We start from the raw sequence: 23,560 nt of genomic DNA, 5'->3' as shown, positions 1-23,560 counted from the left end.
TGTTGGTTTTCACACGCCTCAGACAAAGGCGTACGGTTCATTCATTCTACCTTAAAACAAATGATGTGGGCTGCAGGTCTTAGAGGAACACATCGCATAACTCACGAAATCTTCTTGATGTCATGGGCAAAGCGACCAGTATATGGGCAATGATTTTATGGTGGCCGCAAAATTATATTCGAAAAAATCAAGCATGAGTTTGCTGATATCCTCCAAAGCCCTTTTCTCTATGTTCGTTTCACCGATTTGTGAAAACGTCGACATGAGCAGATATTTCATCCATTCGACGGTGGCGCCGTTAAACGGTGCAAGGTCGGCGAAATGGAGCGCGCAGGATTCGCAGATGACGCCACCGGCCTTTGCAGACCACCCCACATATGAGGAATATTCCTCCGAACAGACGGCGCAGTATTCGAAAGAAGGCCGATAGCCTTGGACCGCCATGGCCTTCATGAAAAATCCGAGCATGAGGGAGGCACCGCGCTCTTCGCCGAATTCCGATAAATTGTCGAAAGCGGCTATGGTCATCTGATAGAGCATCTCTTCGGGATTGTCGGGCATGGCGATACGGAATGCGATTTCTGATATCGTCGAAGCAAGCAAAGAGAGCTCATAGGATTCCCGCAAATTCCGGTACGCATTGACGGTACGCATTTCCACGATGATATCGAGTGACTTGCCCTTTGCGAGAAGCAGATCGCAGCACATGAACACATCGGTTCTTCCCACATTTTTCGACTTCGGATTACGCGCACCTTTTGCGACACCTTTTATCAAAGAGCCATCCGCACCGAGCATGGTGAGGATGAGATCCGTCTCGCCGAGTTTGGTGGTTTTGAGAACGAGCCCGGTTTTAGCATACGTTTGCGCCAAAAGAGATTACAGCCCTTCCCCATAACCGAAACGCTTGATTTGGCTTGCATCCTTGCGCCATCCTTTTTTAACTTTCACACGCAAGTCGAGGAAAACACGTGTCCCCAGCAGGCGCTCGAGGTCGGCACGCGAAGTTTCGCCTATTTTTTTGATGCCGCTTCCGCCTTTGCCGATGATGATGCCTTTTTGGGAATCACGTTCAACGTAAATGGTCGCGTAAATTTTTGTGATATCGGCTTTTTTATTCTGTTCGAGATCATCGAGCTGTACACCGACTGCATGGGGAACTTCATCGAATGTCGAATAGAGCACTTTTTCACGAATGAACTCCGAAATCATGACTTCGATGGACTGATCGGTATCCATGTCCTCGGGAAACCAACGCGGCCCGCAGGGCAGATGCCGCTCGATCTCAGCAAGCAAACCTTCCAAATTGAAGTCCGTCTTAGCGCTCAACGCGATGATTCGATCGAAATCTCCGAGTTTTTTCACTCGATCGATTTGTGCTTGTACCTGTTCCTCACTGGAAATGTCGACTTTGGTCAATACGAGTATTCTCGCCAACGCGCTCCGAGACTTTTTCACATATTCGGCCACCCACTCGTCTCCTCTTCCGATGGGCTGAGTGGAGTCGACGAGAAAAGCTATGACATCGACATCTTCGAGCGCCTTGAACGTCGACTGATTGACCTCGTCGCCGAGCGCATCGTGGGGCTTATGGAGCCCAGGAGTATCGACGAAGACGATCTGAGAATTCTCACGATTGACTATCGCCCGGAGACGGTGACGCGTCGTTTGCGGCGTATCGCTCGTAATGGCGATCTTTCTTCCGACGAGTGCATTGGTGAGCGTCGACTTTCCCGCATTCGGACGTCCGACCAGTGCGACGAAACCACTTTTGAACTCTTTGGCATCGGGCGCGGCTACGTTGTCAGGCATTATTCCGCTCCTCTCTTCTGCGCAGGGCAAACACGTAATTGTACGATTCTATTGCCGTCGAGACGAGTCACGACGAGTTTCAGGCCTTCCGCTTCGACGGATTCGCCGACGTTGGGAATGCGACCGATGAGTTCGGTGAACAGCCCGGCGACCGAATCTGCGTCGAGATCGAATGCGGTGTCGTACAAATCGTTGAGCTCATCGACGCTCAAGCTACCGGACATGAGATACACGTCCTCTCCGAGCTTGGTGAGCTCGGGAAGCTCCGAGTCGAATTCATCCGAAATATCTCCGACGATTTCTTCGAGTAAATCTTCCAAGGACAGCAGACCCGAGGTTCCACCGTATTCATCGGCGACAATCACCATATGGGTGTGCGTGCGCATTTCAATCATGAGGTCGGGCAACGGTTTCGTCTCAGGGATGAACACCGCTGGACGTGAAAGTTCGAGCAAAGTCCTTTGATCGAACTTCGAACCCTTCATCGCATGATTCGCCACCACACGCAGCAAATCCTTCGAATAGAGAATACCGCGGATGTCATCGAGATCGTCATGATAAATGGGAATACGCGAGCATCCGGAATCCTCGACCATATCGACCGCATCTGAAATTGTCGCGGTATCTTCAAGTGAATGGATGTCGGTGCGAGGAGTCATGACTTCGCGCGCTATTTTATCGCTGAATCCGTTGAGTGTTTCGAGGAATGCTTCTTGTTCCTCCTCGACTGTCTGCTCGCCACTTTGCTCGTCGCGCCACTCCGGCGTCACCGCCCAGATGGTCACCTTACGCTCACCACCGGCTGCCGTGACCACTCCCTTGGCGGGAGCCGAAAGTACCGAGACGATCGGGCGGTACAGGTTTGTCAAACCGAGCGTGAACCCGGCGGTTTTCAATGCGATATATTCGGGATTCGTAACGGCGAATGCACGGGGAGTCGCTTGAAACAATGCGAAGTACACCATCATTGAGATCACCGTGGCTAAAAAGGAAACCACTACGGCAGCCCAACCCGAAAAGCTCGTCTCCGTCAACGTCAGATAAAATGTGGCGGCGGCAATCAGACCGCTGCTGAGCGCCGAGAGGAATATCGCCATGGCGCGCATGCGATGACGGCCCTCGATGAGTTGTTCTACATTGTTCGCACCGACGGTTTGAGATTCTGCGAGCCTATAGGCTCGGCCCGGTGAAAGCATGAGTATCGAAGTTTCACATGCGACCACCACGGCAAGCTGACAGCCGACGAGAAAGAGCACGACGAGCGCGATGATAATCATCTTGATTCTCCCTCTTTCGGCAAATCTTTTTGTTCGGATACGTCTTCATCTCGCACTGAGAGCGGATGAGTGATACACCACGCGCAAAACAGGAAAAAAGCGGCGGCGAAAAGAGCCAGCCACGCCGCTTGCGCTTCCGACAGCGACAGATAGCCGGATGTCAGAAGCGCCAATTTCGGAAGAAAAATAAGTGCTCCGACAATCACGGAAACGAAAGCCATCAACAGCACGCCTCCGGCGGCTATGTCTTTCGCGCGTTTTGCCAACACATGAAAGTCCGAGGAAACGAGATCGACTGCAGATTCGAGCGCGGCATTGAACGCCTCTGACGCGAGCATGATTCCGATGAGGGCCAAAATGACGGCGAGGTCGACTCCGCGTGTGCGCGTCAAACACGCCATGAACCCGACGAGAATCGCCGCGCCCAAGTCAATTCGAAAATTTCGCTCGGTGCGCAAGAGGTTTATGATTCCTTCTCCAGCGCATTGAAAGCTGCGTGCAATGGTTTGAGTTCTCGTATCGGGCACCATTATGATTGCAAACTCCAAGCCTCGAGAATCGAACGTTCACGTGCTTGCATGACTTCTGCGTCCTCATCTTGGATGTGGTCATACCCCAAAAGGTGAAGCACGCCGTGTATCATGAGCAAATTGAGCTCCTCTTCGACGGTGTGACCGAGTTCATGAGCATTCTCCTCGGCAATCTCAGGAGATAAGATGACATCGCCGAGAGTGAGCGGTTCGCCGTCGAGCATAGTGACCGTGACATCGTCGCAGGGGAAAGACAGCACATCGGTCGGTCCCTCTATTTGACGATATTTCGCGTTGAGCTCGGCGATCTCGCTGACGGGCACGACCGCCACGGAAACCTCTGAATTCTGCGGTGCGTTTTCAAGCTCGAGCACGAACAGGCCCAAATCTATGAACGCATTGAGATTGAGAGGTTCGGGTTCGCGGTTCGATATGACCCATATTTGATGCATGGTTGTTCTCCTAAATACCTGGTTTTATTCTACCCTATTACCGTTACGATGCCGCCTCGCACCGGACTGATTTCCACATGCGCGTAAGTATCGAAGTCAAGCTCGACATGCAGATACTCACGCGACGTTCCGGTGATTCTCCCCTCGCTGTTTCGCTCCACGAGCACTTCCAGCGGTTTGCCTGCAAACCGCGCGCGATAGCGTCGGACAAGACCGTCGCTCACTTTACCCAACTCGTCCGCGCGAGAAGCAACGATTCGCGCGGGGATTTGTTCTTCAAGCGCGGCCGGAGTACCGTTGCGCGGACTGTAACGAAACACATGTATTTTGGAAAACCCGATTTCCTCGCAAAAGCGAACCGTCCGGTCGAACTCCTCGTCGGTCTCGTGGGGATAGCCGACGATGACATCGGTCGTCAGCGCGATGTCGGGAGAAGCGGCACGCAACAACGCGATCGATCGGGCGAATTCTTCGGTGGTATAGCGTCTGTTCATCCGTTGAAGCACGGTGTTCGAACCGGATTGCAGCGGAATGTGCACATGTTCGCACATCTGCGGAACACGCTCGAACAACGACGCGAACTTTTCATCGACGTCAACTGGCTCGATGCTCGAAACGCGAATACGTGCAATCCCTGTCTCAGCCACCGCCTCAATCAGATCCGAAATGTCGAAGATGCCGTCTGCTTCATCACGGTAACGACCGATATTGATACCGGTGAGGACGATTTCCTTCTTTCCTTCGGATACGAGGCTCTCCACCTGGGCGACAATCTCGCGAAAAGGCGTCGACGCGCACACACCGCGGGCGTACGGCACGATGCAATAGGAACAAAAGTTTTCGCAACCGTCTTGGACCTTCACAAAAGAACGCGTACGAAAAAGAGGCCCATTTTCATGGCGCATTCGATGTTCCTCGTCGTCCCTTTGCGTAACGCTCAATGAAAAGGAATCCACGATAAAATTCGCTACGGCCGACTTATCGACGACGACACGAACTTTTTCGTCGAGCTGCAGAAGCTCTTTCTCGTGCAGAGCGGCACTGCAGCCGGTGACTATCACAGAAGAACAGCGCGGTGAACGCGCCATTTTTCGAATAGCCTTGCGCGTTTTGGCGTCCGCCGCGCCCGTGACCGAACAGGTATTGACGATTATCGCATCGGCGTGTTCATACTCATCGACCAGCTCGACGTCATACCCGGCCAGATCGAGCATCATTGTCTCCGACTCGACTCGGTTCACCTTGCAGCCGAGAGTTTTGACTGTAAATTTGAACGTATCCTTCACAATCGATTCCCCTCGTCTCTTTGCCGCATGCGAGAAAGCGCCATCTCTTATCCTTTGAACCAATCTTTGAATTTATCGAAGCCGCTTCGTTTACGCATCATGACCGTTCCGACTTCCGAGTCGCCGAACTCGCTTGAAAGCTCAACCAAAAGTTCACGCTGATGCTCAGTGAGTTTGCGGGGAATCTCAACGTTGACGTGCAGATAGAGATCACCTTTTGACTCCGAGCGCAGAGAGGGCATTCCCGCCCCTTTGACGCGTATGACGTCCCCGGTTTGAACACCGGCATCGACCTTGACATTCGATTTTTCGAGGAGACCATCGATGGTCTTCATACTTCCGAGCGCCGCTTCGGTCATAGACACGTTGAGATGCGCGTGAAGATCTGCTCCGTCACGTTCGAAATGTTCGTGCTCCATAACTTCAACGACGATGAACAGGTCGCCGGAACGAGCACCGCGAACGCCCGCCTCGCCAAGCTCGTCTTTCCTGATTTTTTGTCCGTTGCTGATACCTGCGGGGATGTTGACCGTCACCGTCTGACGATCGATTACGCGGCCTGAGCCTTCGCATTCGGGACAAGGCGATGCGACGTACTTTCCGGTTCCGTGGCACCTATCGCACACACTGGCGGTCTGCATTCGGCCGAGAAAGGTATTTTTATACGTGATGACCTGGCCCGTTCCGTTGCAATCGGGGCAGGTCTCCGCGCGCGTGCCGGGAGCGGCGCCCGTGGCGTTGCAATCCTCGCAGGGTGCGAGACGATCGACGACGACTTCTTTGGATACTCCCTTTGCGGCCTCTTCAAGCGTGATCGAAATACGCATCTGCATGTCGCGCCCGTCGAGATTGATTGAGCGCCCACCGGTCGAACCCGAAACTCCTCCGAAGAACGAGGAAAAGAGGTCTCCGAACAAATCATCGACATTGACCTGCTGATAGCCACCGCCGCCAAAACCGCTCGGGCCGCCAACCGTTCCGAACTGATCATACTGGCTGCGTTTGGTGGAGTCGGACAATACGTCATATGCTTCGTTTATTTGCTTGAACTTCTCTTCGGCATCAGGTGCATCGCTGACATCCGGATGGCATTGCCGCGCCTTATGGCGAAACCCCTTCTTGATGGCATCTGCGTCGGCATCGCGAGAAACACCGAGTAATTCGTAATAATCGACTTGTTCAGTAGACACTTGTTTTTCTCCTTATTTTTCTAGGTTCGAAGTTATTCGTGAAAGCTCATCGGCAGCTCGCTGTACCGCCTTGATCGAGCGTAGATAATTCATTCTCGTGGGACCGACGACACCGATATAGCCTTGAGCACCGCTTGCATAGTAGGGCGAAATGACCAGGCTTGTCGGACCGAGTTCGCTGCGCGAGTTTTCGGTGCCGATACGCACGAAGACCGAAGTGTCGCAGAGCAGTTCGGCTTTACCGCACTCTTGACCTTGCTTGAGAAGATCAAATATATCAAGACCGTCTTCGAGCAAGTCCACAAGCGGTTGCGCCAAAGAAGCATCTTGGAATTCCGGTTGCTGCAAAAGGGCCCCCAGCCCGCCATGCGAAACGTGCTCGTGATCGGCCTGTGCCAATGCATCCAAAATCTCATCGATGATGCAAACCGTGAGTCCATCGGTAATCACGCCGGACTCGGCGGTACCTCTCAGCGCCTCCCGCAAAGGTGCGATTTCATTTGCGGGCTTATCGAGAAATGCGACACTCAACGAGTGCTGAACCGTAGCGACGTTTTCAGGCGACGCGTCGAACTTGAGATCGATGGTTCGGTTCACCACTTGCCCATCGTCAGTCATCAACACGAAAAGCACCCGGTTTGCGCCCAAACTGAGAAGATCGAGTTTTTTCACCGTCGCATTTTCCAAAGAAGGAGTCCGCGTGATGGATAACAGGTTCGTATACGTGGAAAGCGCTTGGGCGACGTTTCTCATGAGGAAATGGATATCGAGCGAATGCAACTTCGCCGTATCGAAAAACGGGTGGGATGCATCGGCGTCGACATCATCACGCATTTCAACGAGGCTGTCGACGAATAAACGGTAGCCTTTATCGGTGGGAATCCTCCCCGCTGAAGTATGCGGTTGAATCAGATAACCCCTTTCTTCAAGAGAGGAAAGCTCATTTCGCACCGTGGCCGGCGAACAGTTGAGGTCATAGCGATCGACGAGCGTTCGAGAACCGACGGGAACAGCCGTCGAGATATACTCTTGTATCAACGCGAAGAGTATTCGATTCTTTCGAGCTTCCATGTTCGCCTCCTAACGTTTTGATGAAATGCTAAATTAGCACTCAATTATAGCGAGTGCCAGCACAGCATACAATCACTCCAAACAATCTCAACAATTGTCTTGACTGCACCAAATGGCTCCGAATACTTCATTTCCCAGCAACCACCCGCGTTCGGTGAGCCGGTATCTCTTCGTGTCCGCGTCGAAATATACCAATCCTTGCTCGCAGCATTTTTCCATGACAGCAGTGATTCCGACGGCGAAAACGTCCTCGTCTCGTACGCCTTCGGTTAAACGCATGCCGAGCATGACATCTTCCAGGCGAGCTTCTTTTTCGCTGAGAATCTCGTCTTCCACCGGTTCTTTACGACAAGGGTTTCCCAGATAATCGGAAATTTCGTCGTAGAGTACGAATCGATGACGAACGTTGTCCTCGCCTTCAACCATCGACGCGGCTCCCGGACCCAATCCCAAATACTGACCTCCCTGCCAATAGCGGCAGTTATGTCGGCTTCGCTTACCGGGCCGCGCATAATTGGAAATCTCGTAGCGGCTGATTCCGTTCTTTTCCAAAAAACGCTCCGCGATTTCAAGCTGGTCGGCAGCACGATCGTCATCCACCGGGGCGATGTCTTGCTGTCGAATCAAAACTTCGAGAGGAGTATGCTCCTCGACGGTCAGCGCATAGATACTGATATGGCACGCGTCTGCAGCGACGGCCGCCTCAAGCCAAGAAGTCCATTGTTCGTCGGTCACGCCCGGTATCCCGGCGATAAGATCGAGCGAAAAGTCGATGCCCGATTCTTGCAACAGCCCGAGCGCCGCCTTTGCGATTTTCACATCGTGCGCGCGAGCAAACATTGCAAGGACTTCATCATCGAATGCCTGCACGCCCAAAGAGACTCGCGTCACGCCGGCGTTTATCCAAGCAGTCAGCGATTCTGCGGATAAAGATTCGGGGTTTGCCTCCACGGTGATTTCGGCATCTTCGGTAACGGTGCCTTGCGCGCGAATTTCGTCCAGCACCTCTGCTATCGAACCTGCGAGAAGCGACGGGGTTCCGCCGCCGAAGTAGATGGTGGGAATTTCTCCCAAAATGAGAGGAACCGACGTTTTCACCTGTTCGAGCAAAGCATTGCGGTAATTCTCGAGTTCGGCTCCGCCGGACGTGAGCACATTGGAGTAAAACCCGCAATAAATGCAGCGCGAGCGACAAAACGGCACGTGTAGATAGAGCGACACATCGCCGGAAATGCTGCCAGATACGGCATCGAAAATATTATCTACTGAGGTAGGTATCATAGGCATCTATCAATTTTGTGAGGTCTTCCATCGACGAAATCGAGTTTATCTCGTGTCGGAAAAATGAGGCGCCCGGCAATCCCGCACAATACCAGATGGCGTGTTTACGCATGCGCACAAGCGATTTGCCGCCGAAATAACGTTCGATGAGCTGCGCATGACGGCGCATCATGTCGAACCGTTCGCGATAGGTGGGAGTCGTCAAAGTCGTCGCGCGTGAAACCTCTTCCAATGTCACGGTCGGATTGAGTTTTTGTTCCGTGCGATAGGCGGACAACAGCTCGGCACTTTGTGTGAAGATCCACGGATTTCCCTGCGCTCCCCGGGCAATCATCACTCCGTCGGCGCCGGTCTCGACAAGCATGGATACCGCGTCGTACGCCGTGAGGACATCGCCCGAACCGATGACCGGAACAGCCACGTGCTCTTTTACTCGGGCAATCACGCTACGCTCGGAAACACCCCTATAGAATTGAGAACGGAAGCGACCGTGAACGGTCAGTGCACTCGCACCGGCCGCTTCAAGCGTTTGCGCGAACGCGACGGTGTTTTCGCTTTCCTCATCCCACCCGCGACGAAACTTGGCCGTCACGCAGGTTCCGAGTCCTCCAACCGCTTCGACTATCGCCGCTATGATTTCTGCAGCAAGTTCGGACGAACGCATGAGCGCCGAGCCTTCACCCTTATTGACGACTTTAGGCACGGGACATCCCATGTTCACATCGATGAAGGCAAGATTATTCCCCAGCTGCTCGACGAGAACGCGGGCCTGCGACGCCATAATGGTCGGATCGGCGCCGAAAATCTGCACGGCGACAGGCACTTCTTCGGGAGCGAGCTTCAACAGCATACGGGAGTTATTGTTCGATGAAGAATAGTGCAACCCTTTTGCACTCACCATCTCGGTGAACGTCAAACCGGCACCGGCCTCTTTGCACAGAACGCGAAACGCCGCATCGTTTACTCCGGCCATGGGCGCAAGCCATATGGGATTTTCTTTCAGATATGTTTCGACACTACTCATCGACTTTGAGAATCGCCATGAACGCCTCTTGGGGCACATCGACGCGTCCGATCGCTTTCATGCGTTTCTTGCCCTTCTTTTGCTTTTCGAGCAACTTGTGCTTTCGCGTGATGTCGCCTCCGTAGCACTTGGCAAGAACGTCTTTTCGCTTTGCGCGCACCGTCTGCCGCGCCAAAATGCGTCCGCCGACGGCTGCTTGTATCGGCACTTCGAACATCTGCCGGGGAATGATACCTTTCAATTTTTCGACGAGCACTTTTCCGCGATCGTACGCCTTGTCCTTGTGAACGATGAAAGAAAGTGCATCGACCGGATTTCCCGCGAGCAAGATATCGAGTTTGACCAATGAACTCGGGCGATACCCGATATATTCGTAATCCAGCGAAGCATACCCCTTCGTGCGACTTTTCAATTGGTCGAAAAAGTCCATGATGAGCTCTGAAAGCGGCATTTCATAGTGCATTTCGACCGTATTGGCCGAGAGATACTGCATATCGACGAAAGTGGCGCGGCGGTTTTGTGACAACTCCATGACGGCACCCACGAAATCGGGCGGGACGAGCACGGTCGCATTGAGAAACGGCTCATCGATGTGATCGAGAACAGAGGGGTCGGGCATATCTTGCGGAGAGTGGACGAACATACTCTCTCCCGTGCGCAAATACGCTTGATATTCGACGCTCGGGGCGGTTGCCAACAAATCGAGGTCGAACTCGCGCTCGAGTCTTTCTTGGACGACCTCCATATGGAGGAGCCCCAAAAATCCCACGCGGAACCCGAATCCGAGCGCCTGGCTGGTCTCAGGGTCGTAAACCAACGCCGGGTCGTTGAGCCGTAATTTATCGAGCGCATCGCGAAGTTCGGGATATTGGTCTCCGTCTATGGGGAACAAGCCGGCATACACCATCGGCTTGACCTCGCGATAGCCCGGAAGCGCCACGGCGTTTTTCCCTTGTCGCAGGGTGACCGTATCGCCCACTTTCACAAGTGAAGGGTCTTTCAAGCCGGTTATGAGGTAACCGACCTCACCGGGGTTCAGCGAGTCCACCGGGACGTTGGCGGGACGACGCACGCCGACTTCCTCGACATCGGTCACCGTCGTCGTTGCTATCATCAAGATGCTGTCGCCTTTGCGCACGGAGCCGTTCATCACTCTGATGAGAGCTACGACACCGCGATACTCATCGAAATACGAATCGAAGATAAGCGCTTGCAGCGGGGCATCGGGATCGCCTTGCGGGGCGGGTATGCGTTTTACGACCGCCTCCAAAACGGCGTGAATTCCTTCGCCGGTTTTGGCGCTCGTCAATACCGCCTCGTCGGCCGGAATGGCAAGTCCTTCCTCGATTTCGTGGCGAACCCGCTCCGGTTCGGCCGAGGGAAGGTCGATTTTGTTGATGAGCGGAATGATTTCGAGATTCGCGTTCATGGCCATGACGGCGTTGGCTACCGTTTGTGCCTCCACGCCCTGGGTGGCATCGACGACGAGTAAGACACCCTCGCACGCTTCAAGCGAACGAGAAACCTCGTAGGTGAAGTCGACATGCCCCGGCGTATCGATCAAGTTGAACTGGTAGGTGTGCCCATCATCAGCCGTGTACATGACACGAACCGCTTGGGCCTTGATTGTTATGCCTCGTTCACGCTCAATATCCATACTGTCCAGCATTTGCTCGAACATGTCACGGTCTTTCACCGTGTGCGTCAGTTGCAATATGCGGTCGGCTAGCGTGGATTTTCCGTGGTCGATGTGGGCGATGATTGAAAAATTTCGTATGTACTTCTGTTCAGTCATAGCAAATAAGTTTATCAAAGTTTCCATGTATTTTGGCACTTACCTTGTGCTATCATATTCAAGTTCATCTATCCCCCACTGATGGGCATGATATTTCTATTTGTATCGGAGGACGACGTGGCTAATATTAAAAGCCAAAAGAAGCGCGTACTGACAAACGAGAAGTCGCGTCTTCGTAACAAGTCAGTCAAGTCAGCACTCAAGACCTCTATCAAGAGAGTCGACGAGGCTATTACCGCCAATGACGCAGCAGCAGCAAATGTGGCTGCGCTCGAGGCATGTAGACAACTTGACCGCGCAGCATCAAAAGGCGTCATTCACAGGAACCAGGCTTCGAATCGTAAGTCGGGACTCATGAAACGCGCCAACAAAACCGCTTAAGTAACAAAAAGGGGTAAGACCGAAACTTCGATTTTACCCCTTTTATGCTTTCGCCTCTTACCCGCTTACAGGCGGGTATTTTTGTGCGCGAAATCTCCGACGGTAAACCGAAGAACCCATCGCTCGAAAAGGAGCAGTTCATCTGCTCCGGTACGTGCGGCCTCTAACACGTCGCCGAGCCCGCGCAACGCTTTATTCAATTCGGGACCGGTGAATTTACGAGCCTGAGCGAGCGTCTTGCGCGCCAGCCACTCCTGCTTTCCCGTCTCTGCGGCGAGTACAGACGCGCTTGCATCACCTCTGTCGATGAGGGCACGGGCGGTGATCAATTCGCGCACGGTTCGAATGGCAAAAGTCTCGGCGGAAAATACGCTGTTACCGCTTATTTGGAGCGTGCGGGTCAATCTTGCAAGCGCCTGATGCGCATCTTTATCTGCGAGCGCATTGCTGAACTCCCAAATTTTAACCTCGGCCGTCGTAGCGACCACTTCCGCTATGTCGGCGAGCGAAACCTCTTTCTTGTCTCCAAGATACGATCTTATTTTCACAATCGAACCTGAAATCACATCGAGATCCTCGCCGACCGCATTGATGAGCGCCACAGCTTCAATCGAATGGGCCGTGATTCCCTGCTCGGCGAAAAGAGCCGCAACCACGGAAGGAAGCTCTTTTTTCGCCGGAGCTTTGCGATCGAGCACTGCTCCGACTTTTACAACTTGTTTGTAAAGTCTTGTGGACTTGGCGAGTTTCGTACCGATGAGACACAGCACGGTGGTCTCGTTGGGATCGGTGGCATATTCGACGAGCAGCGCGAGATCGTCGGCTTTGTATTGTTCGATGCCGGTAACGAACACGAGACGATAGGTCGAAGCAAACGGAAGCGTATTGGCCGCATCGATGATTTCTTGCGGCGTATTGACGCCCGCATCGAGTTGGTTGAAGTTGAAATCGAGAGAGCCTTCTTTTTCAAGGCGTGCTTTGAGACGGTCGGTGGCCTGCGTGCGTAAAAAGGCCTGCTCGCTCAGTATCAAATATATCGGTTTGAGATCGTTTTGTTGTGCCATATTTCTATTGTCCCACACTACCGAGAAAAATCGTTCCCGAAAGATCCGTGCGCAGATAGGGTATATGAAACGAACGTAAGAGCGTCAAAACTTTTTGCGTCGGATGACCGTAAGAATTCTCTCCCACCGAAATCACCGCTCTTTTCGGCTTCATGACAGATAAGAGTTCGGCATCCACAGAGACGGCCGAACCGTGATGTCCCACTTTGAGAACATCGACTTCGCGGTCGATAAGCGAACTCTGCGAAAAGGCCTCCTTTACCGAGTCCGCCTCGGCATCTCCGGTAATCAATACGCTTTCATAGTCATATGAGGCACCCGCCGGTTCATCTGCCAGCAGGATCAGGCACGATCCGTTGTCGTCGGGGTCGCTCACTTTGTTCTTCGGACCCACACACGTCAGTTCGAGTTTACCGACCCGTAGGCTATCGCCTGCTGAAATTTCTGTTACCGGGGCATCGAGACTGCGACTGATCTCAGAAATATCCGAATTGTACTTCACTCCGTTTGCGACAACGATCGTTTTAATGCCGTACCGCTTGTCTAAACCGAAAGCACCCCCGATATGATCTTGATGGGTGTGAGTGAAAATCAGAGTATCGATCTTTATCACGCCGATTTCATCAAGTGCCTTTTTGAGTGCAATCGAATCCGGACCGGCATCGATGAGTGCCGTCTCATGCGAGTTTTTCACAAGAATCGCATCGCCTTGACCGACGTCGAGGACGTATACGCCGTCATCCGAACTCTTTATGAAGCCTCCGGAAACATACGAAAGCGTGTGGGGAAACAAGATAAACAACATACACACCGAGCACGAGACGAGAAGAAGCGCTTTTCTGCCGGGGGCGGCTCCATATCGAACCCTGTTTTTGGGAAGCGGCCACAAAAGATACACTGCAATCAGCCCCAAAAGCAGAGAAACCGATAGCGGCACTCCCCATGCGCCTATTTCGAAACTGCCCCAAGAAAGCAATGCGAATTCCTGCGCAACGAATATGATCGCGTCGCAACAGCGCGTGGCTAAAAAGAATATCGGTTGGGATAGGGGGCGTGCCACACCGCCGGCCACTATCCCACCGAGTCCGAGCGCCAGCGTGACGGTCAAAAGCCCGCCAGCGAACACATTGGAGAACGGACCGACGAGAGAGATCATCCCGAATACCGGTATCGATATCGGAAGAGTACTTATTTGGGCCACCATGCTGATCCCGAACGTTTCACGCACGAAACGGGGAAAGAAATTCACACAAGCATCGAGCCACACCGACATCAACCGCCCGAAAAGCAAAATACCGAAAACGGCCGCCACAGAAAGTTGAAACCCGACAGACAGCACCACGATGGGATTACCGATGAGAAGAACGATTCCGCAGATACCGAGCGTCGTGAGGGGGTCGGTTCTTCGTCGAAAAAAGAACACGCAACCTCCGAATAAAAGCATGAGATAGGAGCGCAACGTGGCCTCGGCACTCGTCGTGATAATCACGAAAAGGAATCCGGCCAAAGCCGAAAAGACAAATGTGCTCTTTTTCCCGATTCCGAACCGCAAGAGAACGAATCCGAAGCAAAGCATTATGATGCTCAGATGCGAACCGGAAACCGAAAGCATGTGGCTGAGCCCCGTTACTCGGAATATCTCATCGGTCTCGCCGACATCGCGTCTGTCTCCGAGAAGAACCGCCCGCAAGAGACCGGCTCCCAATGTGCTACCACCACAACTTTTTATGCAACTCACCAGATAGTAACGGAAATGTCCGATGACACCTCGCAAAGTGTTCGGCCATCGCTGAGCGTAGAAGTCAGATACCGTCAGTGTCGCGCCCACACCCTTGGTGAAAAGATACCGTTCATAGTCAGAGAAACCCCGATTTTTGAGAAACCCCGTAAGTTTTACCTCGCGCCCGTATTCGGGAGCAATTATTCCTTCGGGCCAAATAATTTGGATTTTCATACCGTCGTATGACCCGAATGATGTGTTCGAATACGTCCCCACCGACACATCGGAGGTGATTTCGACCGTTTTTCGTTCCAGCCGACTCGTCACATCGTGTGACAAAGGAATCTGCAACTTCCAGGCAATCGAAAACCCACAAAACGTCACCGCGAAGAGAACCGCAAAGAGAATCAACGCTCGAGGAAACTGCGGCCTAATCGCAAACGAGACACGCTTCATCGTCTCGGCTACTTCGCCACGGCGAGCCCCACAAGCGCAGCACACTTCTTTTCGCCGATTCCCGATACCCTCGAAAGATCGTCAAGTGAGCTGAAGGGGCCGTTCGCGCTTCTATCCGCAACGATTTTAGCAGCGGTAACCGGTCCGACTCCGGGAAGCGTGTCGAGTTGTTCCTCGGTCGCCGTGTTGAGATTCACCGGCGCCGCTTTCGTAGAAGAACCACCGGATGAACCTGTACCGCCAGAGGACGAACCACCGACAGATCCCCCACCGCCGAGTGCGGAATACGTATTGAATCCGACTCCTTCGACCTCCTTTTTACTCGGAATGTAAATTTGCTGTCCGTCTTCTATGACGGCCGCGAAATTGACGGCGTCGGATTGCGCGTTTTTTGATACGCCGCGTGCACAGGCAACTGCCTCGACTACGCGTGCGCCGGCGATGAGCGCGTAAACTCCGGGGGCATTCACACAACCGCTCACATACACCGTTACGGTCGTCGTTTGCGATGAGACATCAGCGCCGGCTTTCTGATTAATATCGGCAGTGTTCTCAGAGCCGGCCTTTACGACGGAAGTCTGTTTAGCGGCATCAAACGTCGCCGGAGCGGATGACTTTTTCCCACCGAAAAGCGGCGAGAAAACACGAATACCGATCAGTCCCAAAATCGTCAGTCCGATCAATCCGGGAATGACCCAACGCTTATCAAGCTTCATGTTTATTCGGATACCTTTCCGCATGGCCGCACACGAACTCGGCCACCTCACGCTCGGCGCGTATCATTCTCGAACAAAATAACCATACAAAAAGAGAGAAAGCATCTCACAATATTTTGCTTAATCGAACTGAAAGGCTTTGCTAAAGTTTTGAAATGTATTATACTTATGACAGGTTGTCACAATTAGCTGGAGCATCCCTTGCCAAAAGAACTATTCTTTAAAATTTGCCCCGAAAAGCAGAGGCGTATATTAGATGCGTCGAAAAAGGAGTTCTCCGAGCACATTTTCGAAGACGCTTCCATTAACCACGTCATAAAAAATGCAGATATTTCCCGGGGTAGTTTCTATCAATATTTCGAAGATAAGAAGGACCTCTTTTTCTTTCTCTTGAAAGAAATCTTGCAGGAACGACTGAATATATTTTTGGATGGACAAACCGACTGTACCGATATGTTCGATTTGCAAGAACGACTCTTCATATTCAATTTGAATATGCTTTCCGACTATGAATACCGTCCGATTTTTTGCAACTTCTTTCGCTGTCTGACATTCGAATTCAGTGAAGAGCTGAAAACAATCACATCGGAACTGCGCGATGATGTTTTAGAGGAAGTGCTGAGCACGGATTGCGACGTCGATCAAAAAACAAAGAAGGTAATAATCAATATCATGCAACTCGCCACACGCGATTTACTCGCAGCGAAAATACTGAATGACTTAAGCGATGAGGAAGTCATCGCAGAATATCGCGACATAGAAAGAGTTTTGCGAGCAGCAGCTGAGAAAGTAAGTCACTCATGAAACTCGGACTCGACATAGGCTCGACGACTCTGAAATGCGTTTTGCTCGACGATGAGAATGCCCTGCTTTTCAAAAGTTATGAGCGACATTTCTCCAAGCCTCTCGAGACGCTGGAAGTCGAACTCGATAAAGTACGCGCGCAATTCGGCGATCTGGAAAACTTGCATCTCGCACTTTCGGGCTCGGCCGCCATGGGGTTTGCCGAAACGCTCGGCGCTCCTTTCATACAAGAAGTGTTCGCAACGAAAATCGCAGCTGAAAGCTACCTCAAGAGCGCCGACATCATCATCGAACTCGGAGGAGAAGACGCCAAAATCCTCTTCTTGAGCGGCGGCCTCGAAGTCCGTATGAACGGCTCGTGCGCAGGCGGAACGGGCGCTTTCATCGACCAGATGTCCACGCTGCTCGATATCTCTCCCACCGAGATGAACGAGATTGCCAAAACACACGAGAAAACCTATCAAATCGCTTCTCGCTGCGGTGTTTTCGCCAAATCGGATATTCAGCCCCTCCTCAACCAAGGCGCGCGCAAAGAAGACGTCTCTGCGAGCATTTTCAAAGCGGTCGTCAACCAAACGATCGCCGGCCTTGCGCAAGGACGCGAACTCAAAGGCAACATCGTCTATCTCGGCGGTCCGCTGACCTTCTTGACCGAATTACGCCACAGCTTCGACGAAACGCTCCACACGAACGGAACCTGTCCGGAAAACTCGTTGTACTACGTTGCTTTAGGCGCAGGCATCCTTGCGGAACAAGAGGCCACCGTCACGCTCGATTCACTCATCTCACGCGTTGCCAACCACAAAAACAGTGGAAACTACGCGACCCTTCCCCCGCTTTTCGACTCTGCACAAGAATACGCGGAATTCGAGAAACGCCACGCGCAGGCAACTGTCGCAACGTCCGAAAACCACGAATACGACGGTAAAGCATTCTTGGGAATCGACATAGGTTCCACGACCGTTAAAATGGTCGCACTCGATGAGAAACAAGCAATTCTGTTCTCACGTTACGCGCCCAATGGCGGAAGCCCCATTCCTCTCGTGAAGAAATTCCTCGAGGAATTCTACGATGAATTCCCCCATGCACACATCGCCGCGAGTGCTTCGACCGGATACGGCGAGGAAATGACGAAACAGGCATTTTCACTCGACTTCGGCATCGTGGAAACGATCGCGCACTTCAAAGCTGCGAAAAAATTCGATCCGCATGTCGACTTCATCATCGATATCGGCGGACAAGACATCAAATGTTTCAAGATAGTCGACGGAGCCATCGACGACATCTTCTTGAATGAAGCGTGCTCGTCGGGCTGCGGCTCATTCCTCCAAAGTTTTGCAGCCGTTCTCGATTATTCTCTCGAAGACTTCGCAAAACTCGGACTCTTCGCAAAATCCCCGGTCGACCTCGGCTCGCGATGCACCGTCTTCATGAACTCGAACGTCAAGCAGGCGCAAAAAGACGGCGCCACCATCGAGGATATCTCAGCCGGTCTCTCGGTATCCGTCGTCAAAAATGCCCTCTACAAAGTAATCCGCGCGACCACGCCTTCAGAACTCGGCGAAAACATCGTCGTTCAAGGCGGAACATTCTTAAATGACGCCGTGTTGCGCGCCTTTGAAAAAGAAATCAAGCGACCCGTGGTGCGACCGGTCATCTCGGGATTGATGGGCGCATACGGCGCCGCTCTTTACGCGATGGACAACATGAGACCGTCTAAAGCGACCACAACCCTTACCGGAGCCGAGCTTTCCGCCTTCTCCCACACCGTGCGCTCGGTCACGTGCAAGCTGTGCACCAATCACTGCTCGCTCACCATCAACAACTTCGGAGGCAACCGCAAGTTCGTCGGCGGCAACCGTTGCGAACGCCCGATAAGCCATGGCGAGGAGGAAAAGGGCTCTAACCTCTTCGCGTTCAAGCAGACTCTTCTCGAAAGCTATCGCCAGTCGACCTGGCCGGGCAAACGAGGCAAGATCGGCATACCGCTCGCTTTGAATATGTATGAACTCCTTCCTTTTTGGAACGCCTTTTTCAAATCGCTCGACTTCGAAATCGTCGTGTCCCCTTTTTCCTCACACGAGCTCTACCTCAAGGCGCAACACACGATTCCCTCCGATACGGTGTGCTATCCGGCAAAACTTTCGCACGGGCACATACAGTACTTGCTCGACGAGGGTTGCACGAACATTTTCTATCCGTGCATGACGTATAACATCGACGAGCATCTCGGGGACAATAACTACAATTGCCCGGTGGTCGCCTATTACCCCGAAGTCATTCAGGCGAACGTGCCCGAGGTCAAAGACGTCACATTCATCTACGACTACATCGGTATTCACCGTCCGAAAGACTTCGTCGGAAAAATGCATGAGATTCTAAATAAATACTTCGACGGAATATCCAAAAACGAAGTAAAAACTGCACTCGATGCGGCTTACGAAGAACACACGCTGTTTCTCGAGAAGACTCGCAAAAAAGCCACGGAAATCGTGTCGAATGCGCGCGCGGCGCATAAACCGATCATCGTCATCGCGGGGCGGCCCTATCATCTCGACCCTGAAGTCAACCACGGCATCGATAAACTCGTGATCGAATGCGGAGCCGCTCTCATCACCGAAGATTCCGTCAGCCACCTCGTCGCGTCTTTCAAAACGAACGTCCTCAACCAGTGGACCTACCATTCCCGCCTCTATGCAGCCGCGCGCTATGTGACCACCCAGCCGGATATGAATCTCGTGCAACTCGTGTCATTCGGATGCGGAGTCGACGCCATTACCACAGATGAGGTTCGCTCCATTCTGCGCGCGGGAAAGAAGATCTACACCCAAATTAAAATAGATGAGATCACCAACCTCGGCGCCGTGAAGATACGTCTGCGTTCCCTCTTCGCCGTGCTCTCAGAAAGGCAATGACGTGAGTCGACCAGATCAAAAGGACTGCTCGACGCAGCCGACGCAGCTTCCCCCTCTCGAAGATGTTCCACATCCCGAGTTCACCAAGAAAATGCGAAAGACCTATACCATTTTGGCACCGAACATGCTCCCGATTCACTGGAAACTGGTCGAAAAGCTGTTCGCGCTCAACAACTACCATGTCGAGATTCTCGATAACCACGGTCCAGAAGTCGTGCAAACGGGACTGAAATACGTGCATAACGACACGTGCTATCCGGCACTTCTCGTCATCGGTCAGCTCATCAGCGCGCTCGAAAGCGGTACCTACGACCTGTCGAAAACAGCACTCATGATCACGCAGACCGGCGGAGGATGTCGTGCATCGAACTATATCCATCTCTTGAGAAAAGCGTTGAAGAAAGCCGGATTCGAGCACATTCCAGTGATTTCTCTGAACCTTTCGGGGTTCGAGAAGAACTCCGGCTTCAAGCTCACCTTGCCCATGACACGCCAACTGTTGTGCGGTCTGGCCTACGGCGATTTGCTCACACTGCTCAATAACCAAATCAAACCTTACCAGGTAAGAACTCACGAATCGCAAGATCTCGTCGGCGCATGGATTGAACGACTCATCGAGCAGTTCAAGACCGGTAAAGGTCTCAAAGTCGTCGATATAAAGAAGAACTTCAAATCGATCGTCGAAGATTTCGCCCGCATTAAAACCGAAAAAACGCGCAAGAAAAAAGTGGGTGTCGTCGGCGAGATCTATATCAAATACGCGAGCCTCGGAAACAACGAGCTCGAAAAGTTTCTCGCCGAGCAAGAGTGCGAGGTCATGGTCCCCGGAATCATGAGCTTCATGCTTTTCAAGACCGACAACCGTCTTGAAGACATCAAACTCTACGGCGGAAGCTCACTTAAAAGAATCACCGTGCAAGCCTTCTTGAATTATTTGACCCGCATCGAAAGTGCCCTGCTCGATGCGCTCAAGCCCTATCCGCACTTCATCGTTCCCGCGCCCTACCAAGAGCTCAAAAGACTCGTCGAGCCTTTCGTGGGCCACGGAAATAAGATGGGGGAAGGGTGGCTTCTGACCGCTGAGATGGTGGAGCTCATCGAGCACGGCTATGAAAATATCGTCTGCGCGCAGCCGTTCGGCTGTCTGCCGAACCATATCGTGGGAAAGGGTATGATTCGAAAGATTCGCGAATCATACCCTCAAGCAAACATCGTGCCCATCGATTACGATCCGGGCGCGACGCGCGTCAATCAAGAGAACCGCATCAAACTGATGCTGGCTCTCGCTAAGCCACCACAATCGTAACGATTTTTCGCGGAATGACGATGAGTTTTTTAACCTCTCGCCCGTCGATGATTTCCGCCGCCGCTTCAAGGGCTGCCGCCGATACCGCTTCTTGAGAAGCATCTGAGGCTACCCGGATGCGCACACGCACTTTGCCGTTGATTTGCACCGGCACTTCGATTTCATCCGCGATTGCGAGCTTGGCATCGAAAGACGGCCATTTCTGAACATGGACCGAATCGCTGTTTCCGCACACGTTTTGCCAGAGCTCTTCGCTCATATGCGGCGTCATCGGTGCAAGCATCACCACGAGGCGCTCGATGATCTCGGATACAATCGCAGCACTACGCTGCTGCACGGGCACACCGTTTCGGTATTCATATGCCGCATTCGTGAGTTCCATCAGCGCGGCAATGGCCGTATTGAACTGGAAACGCTCGCTGTCGACCGTGACCTTCTCAGTCAAACGATGCATGGCCTGTATGAGTTTTTTGGCCTCGGGCGTACCGGCACTTTGCGGGTCTGCGGAATAGGCGGCCTGTTCATCGATGCTCTCATCCACGAATCGCCAGACGCGACCGAGCCAGCGAAACATTCCGTCGACTCCCTCGTACGACCAATCGAGGTCTTTTTCGGGAGGCGCCATAAATAAGATGTAGGCGCGCAACGTATCGGCGCCGTACTTGGCGATGATCTCCTCGGGTGCGACGACATTGCCTTTCGATTTCGACATCGTCTCGCCATCAAGCTTCACCATTCCCTGTGTGAGCAGATTGGTGAACGGTTCATCGAAGCTCACAAGCCCCAGATCGCGGAACACTTTGGTGAAAAATCGCGAGTACAACAGGTGCAGAATGGCATGCTCGATACCGCCGATGTATTGGTCGGCCGGCATCCAGTAATCCGCCTTCTCCTTACTGAAAATCTCCTCATTGTTGCGCGCATCGGTATAGCGCAGGTAATACCACGAAGAACACGTGAAGGTATCCATCGTGTCGGTCTCTCTATGGGCGGGACCGCCGCACACCGGACAGGCCACCTCGTAGAATTCGGGATGGTCGGCAAGCGTCTCGCCCTTGGTGACATCGACGTTATCGGGCAAAACGACCGGCAGTTGGTCTTGAGGCACGGGAACCAGCCCGCACTTCGGGCAGTGAATCATCGGAATGGGATTGCCCCAGTAGCGTTGGCGGGAAATCAGCCAATCGCGCAGACGGAAGTTCACGGTGGCACGACCGGCGCCGTTGGCTTCGAGCTCGGCTATGATGGCCTTCGAGCCTTCGCTGTCCTTCCCGCCCTCCATACCGGAGAAACGCCCCGATTGAATCAGGACGGGAGCACCCTCTTTTTCGACCACCACGGGAGGAATGGGCAAATCGTACATACCGGCGAATTCGAAGTCACGGTCATCGCCTGAGGGCACCGCCATGACCGCACCGGTGCCGTAATCCATCAAAACATAGTTGGCGACCCACACGGGCACTTTTTCCCCGTTGATCGGGTTGATGACGAAGCGCCCGGTGAACGCACCGTGCTTTTTCGCGATTCCGCTCTCACGCTCGACGGCGGTCTCACGTGAGGAAAGCTCGATGACCGCGCGCACTCCCGCCTCATACTTTGTGCCGGCGACGAACGTGTCGACAAGCGGATGCTCGGGGGCAAGAAGGAAAAAGCTGCAGCCGAACAGCGTGTCGGGACGCGTGGTGAACACGGGGATGGTCTCATCGGTCGCGTCGCCGTTCTCATCGCATAAGGTGAAATCCACCTCGGCTCCGACACTGCGGCCGATCCAATTCGCCTGCATGGTCTTGACACGCTCAGGCCACCCCACGAGCTTATCGAGGTCGTCGAGCAACTCTTGTGCGTAATCGGTGATTTTGAAATACCACTGGTCGAGCACGCGCTTTTCCACGTGGCTCTTACAACGCCAGCACACGCTGTCGCCTACCACCTGCTCATTGGCAAGCACCGTATTGCACGAAGGACACCAATTGACCGGTGAGGACTTACGCTCGACCAAGCCCTTCTCCCACATCTGCAAAAACATCCACTGACCCCAGCGATAGTACTCGGGGTCGCACGTGCGCACGCTGCGGTCCCAGTCATAAGAAAACGCCATGCGCTTAAACGACGCCGCTTGCGTCTCGATGTTTGCATACGTCCATGTTTTGGGATGAGAATCATGCTTGATGGCGGCGTTTTCGGCGGGAAGCCCGAACGCATCCCACCCTATCGGGTGCAACACGTTGAAACCGTTCATTCGAGCTTGGCGCGCCACGACATCGCCTATCGTGTAGTTACGAACGTGTCCCATGTGAATGTCACCGGAAGGATACGGAAACATTTCGAGAATATATTTTTTAGGTTTGTTCGGGTCTTCGACGGCCTTATCCAAGCCGCCCTTTTCCCAAACCTGTTGCCATTTCGGCTCGATTTCAGCGGGATTATACTGATGTTCCACGAACTTCCTCCGATATGTCAGGTGATTTTATACTGGACTA

Annotated in this window: 19 protein-coding genes; 4 read left to right on the top strand and 15 right to left on the bottom strand. The window is 52.9% G+C overall.

All coding sequences use genetic code 11. The features are described 5' to 3' along the window. Window positions 1–120: 120 nt before the first annotated feature. The 11 genes from recO to lepA all read right to left on the bottom strand — a co-directional run bounded on the left by recO (window position 121) and on the right by lepA (window position 11,718). Window positions 121–873 carry a DNA repair protein RecO gene (gene recO, locus JJE36_02580; GenBank protein ID MBK5211190.1) on the bottom strand — a complete coding sequence of 251 codons (753 nt, stop codon included), beginning with the start codon at window positions 871–873 and terminating at the stop codon, window positions 121–123. A 6-nt stretch (window positions 874–879) separates the two neighbouring features. Further along, window positions 880–1,812 carry a GTPase Era gene (gene era / locus JJE36_02575; GenBank protein ID MBK5211189.1) on the bottom strand — a complete coding sequence of 311 codons (933 nt, stop codon included), beginning with the start codon at window positions 1,810–1,812 and terminating at the stop codon, window positions 880–882. Then, window positions 1,812–3,089: an HlyC/CorC family transporter gene (locus tag JJE36_02570; GenBank protein ID MBK5211188.1), complete on the bottom strand. Its 1,278-nt coding sequence runs from the start codon at window positions 3,087–3,089 to the stop codon at window positions 1,812–1,814. The genes era and JJE36_02570 overlap by 1 nt, the downstream gene beginning before the upstream one ends. Beyond that, the gene (locus JJE36_02565; protein MBK5211187.1) at window positions 3,086–3,619 is read right to left on the bottom strand and encodes a diacylglycerol kinase family protein; all 534 of its coding nucleotides are present in this window, start codon (window positions 3,617–3,619) and stop codon (window positions 3,086–3,088) included. Before JJE36_02565 ends, JJE36_02570 begins: the two co-directional genes overlap by 4 nt. Beyond that, complete coding sequence (gene ybeY / locus JJE36_02560; GenBank protein ID MBK5211186.1) at window positions 3,619–4,071, bottom strand: rRNA maturation RNase YbeY; 453 nt, start codon at window positions 4,069–4,071, stop codon at window positions 3,619–3,621. The genes JJE36_02565 and ybeY overlap by 1 nt, the downstream gene beginning before the upstream one ends. Before the next feature lie 29 nt (window positions 4,072–4,100). After that, window positions 4,101–5,357, bottom strand: coding sequence for a tRNA (N(6)-L-threonylcarbamoyladenosine(37)-C(2))-methylthiotransferase MtaB (gene mtaB / locus JJE36_02555; GenBank protein MBK5211185.1), 1,257 nt, complete (start codon window positions 5,355–5,357; stop codon window positions 4,101–4,103). Between the two features lie 47 nt (window positions 5,358–5,404). After that, complete coding sequence (gene dnaJ, locus JJE36_02550; protein MBK5211184.1) at window positions 5,405–6,547, bottom strand: molecular chaperone DnaJ; 1,143 nt, start codon at window positions 6,545–6,547, stop codon at window positions 5,405–5,407. Between the two features lie 12 nt (window positions 6,548–6,559). Further along, a complete protein-coding gene (gene hrcA, locus JJE36_02545) occupies window positions 6,560–7,618 on the bottom strand; it encodes a heat-inducible transcription repressor HrcA (GenBank protein MBK5211183.1) in 1,059 nt (352 codons plus the stop codon). Between the two features lie 87 nt (window positions 7,619–7,705). Then, window positions 7,706–8,839: a radical SAM family heme chaperone HemW gene (hemW, locus tag JJE36_02540; GenBank protein MBK5211182.1), complete on the bottom strand. Its 1,134-nt coding sequence runs from the start codon at window positions 8,837–8,839 to the stop codon at window positions 7,706–7,708. 37 nt (window positions 8,840–8,876) lie between these two features. Then, the gene (dusB, locus tag JJE36_02535; GenBank protein ID MBK5211181.1) at window positions 8,877–9,923 is read right to left on the bottom strand and encodes a tRNA dihydrouridine synthase DusB; all 1,047 of its coding nucleotides are present in this window, start codon (window positions 9,921–9,923) and stop codon (window positions 8,877–8,879) included. Further along, the gene (gene lepA, locus JJE36_02530) at window positions 9,916–11,718 is read right to left on the bottom strand and encodes an elongation factor 4 (GenBank protein MBK5211180.1); all 1,803 of its coding nucleotides are present in this window, start codon (window positions 11,716–11,718) and stop codon (window positions 9,916–9,918) included. The genes dusB and lepA overlap by 8 nt, the downstream gene beginning before the upstream one ends. 117 nt (window positions 11,719–11,835) lie before the next feature. Between lepA and rpsT the strand changes: the two genes are divergently transcribed. Further along, a complete protein-coding gene (gene rpsT / locus JJE36_02525; protein ID MBK5211179.1) occupies window positions 11,836–12,099 on the top strand; it encodes a 30S ribosomal protein S20 in 264 nt (87 codons plus the stop codon). Between the two features lie 65 nt (window positions 12,100–12,164). Here the strand turns inward: rpsT and holA are convergent, their stop codons facing one another. Genes holA through JJE36_02510 form a run of 3 tightly spaced genes read right to left on the bottom strand, consistent with a single transcriptional unit; the run spans window position 12,165 to window position 16,055 of the window. Beyond that, entirely contained in the window at window positions 12,165–13,163 is a 999-nt protein-coding gene (gene holA, locus JJE36_02520; GenBank protein ID MBK5211178.1) for a DNA polymerase III subunit delta, read from the bottom strand. Between the two features lie 4 nt (window positions 13,164–13,167). Beyond that, entirely contained in the window at window positions 13,168–15,339 is a 2,172-nt protein-coding gene (locus JJE36_02515) for a DNA internalization-related competence protein ComEC/Rec2 (protein ID MBK5211177.1), read from the bottom strand. Window positions 15,340–15,347: 8 nt separating this feature from the next. Continuing rightward, complete coding sequence (locus JJE36_02510; GenBank protein MBK5211176.1) at window positions 15,348–16,055, bottom strand: helix-hairpin-helix domain-containing protein; 708 nt, start codon at window positions 16,053–16,055, stop codon at window positions 15,348–15,350. Between the two features lie 201 nt (window positions 16,056–16,256). Between JJE36_02510 and JJE36_02505 the strand changes: the two genes are divergently transcribed. From JJE36_02505 to JJE36_02495, 3 genes are all read left to right on the top strand, one after another. Next, window positions 16,257–16,859 (top strand): TetR/AcrR family transcriptional regulator, encoded by a 603-nt coding sequence (locus JJE36_02505; GenBank protein ID MBK5211175.1) that lies wholly within the window; start codon window positions 16,257–16,259, stop codon window positions 16,857–16,859. Continuing rightward, complete coding sequence (locus JJE36_02500) at window positions 16,856–19,774, top strand: 2-hydroxyacyl-CoA dehydratase (GenBank protein ID MBK5211174.1); 2,919 nt, start codon at window positions 16,856–16,858, stop codon at window positions 19,772–19,774. The genes JJE36_02505 and JJE36_02500 overlap by 4 nt, the downstream gene beginning before the upstream one ends. A 91-nt stretch (window positions 19,775–19,865) precedes the next feature. Further along, window positions 19,866–21,080, top strand: a complete 1,215-nt coding sequence (locus JJE36_02495) for a 2-hydroxyacyl-CoA dehydratase (protein MBK5211173.1) — start codon at window positions 19,866–19,868, stop codon at window positions 21,078–21,080. Here the strand turns inward: JJE36_02495 and JJE36_02490 are convergent. Then, on the bottom strand, window positions 21,061–23,520 hold the full coding sequence (locus JJE36_02490) for a leucine--tRNA ligase (protein MBK5211172.1): 2,460 nt from the start codon (window positions 23,518–23,520) through the stop codon (window positions 21,061–21,063). The genes JJE36_02495 and JJE36_02490 overlap by 20 nt on opposite strands. Window positions 23,521–23,560 lie beyond the last annotated feature (40 nt).

The sequence above is a fragment of the Coriobacteriia bacterium genome, assembly GCA_016649875.1.
Classification (GTDB): Bacteria; Actinomycetota; Coriobacteriia; order WRKU01; family JAENWW01; genus JAENWW01.
This window is presented reverse-complemented; position numbering and strand designations above follow the sequence as displayed.

Excerpts from the sequence above, each read along its gene's own strand:
- era (MBK5211189.1), bottom strand. The coding sequence starts at position 1,812 with ATGCCTGACAACGTAGCCGCGCCCGATGCCAAAGAGTTCAAAAGTGGT.
- JJE36_02570 (MBK5211188.1), bottom strand. The coding sequence starts at position 3,089 with ATGATTATCATCGCGCTCGTCGTGCTCTTTCTCGTCGGCTGTCAGCTT.
- JJE36_02565 (MBK5211187.1), bottom strand. The coding sequence starts at position 3,619 with ATGGTGCCCGATACGAGAACTCAAACCATTGCACGCAGCTTTCAATGC.
- ybeY (MBK5211186.1), bottom strand. The coding sequence starts at position 4,071 with ATGCATCAAATATGGGTCATATCGAACCGCGAACCCGAACCTCTCAAT.
- hrcA (MBK5211183.1), bottom strand. The coding sequence starts at position 7,618 with ATGGAAGCTCGAAAGAATCGAATACTCTTCGCGTTGATACAAGAGTAT.
- dusB (MBK5211181.1), bottom strand. The coding sequence starts at position 9,923 with ATGAGTAGTGTCGAAACATATCTGAAAGAAAATCCCATATGGCTTGCG.
- lepA (MBK5211180.1), bottom strand. The coding sequence starts at position 11,718 with ATGACTGAACAGAAGTACATACGAAATTTTTCAATCATCGCCCACATC.
- holA (MBK5211178.1), bottom strand. The coding sequence starts at position 13,163 with ATGGCACAACAAAACGATCTCAAACCGATATATTTGATACTGAGCGAG.
- JJE36_02515 (MBK5211177.1), bottom strand. The coding sequence starts at position 15,339 with ATGAAGCGTGTCTCGTTTGCGATTAGGCCGCAGTTTCCTCGAGCGTTG.
- JJE36_02510 (MBK5211176.1), bottom strand. The coding sequence starts at position 16,055 with ATGAAGCTTGATAAGCGTTGGGTCATTCCCGGATTGATCGGACTGACG.
- JJE36_02500 (MBK5211174.1), top strand. The coding sequence starts at position 16,856 with ATGAAACTCGGACTCGACATAGGCTCGACGACTCTGAAATGCGTTTTG.
- JJE36_02495 (MBK5211173.1), top strand. The coding sequence starts at position 19,866 with ATGCGAAAGACCTATACCATTTTGGCACCGAACATGCTCCCGATTCAC.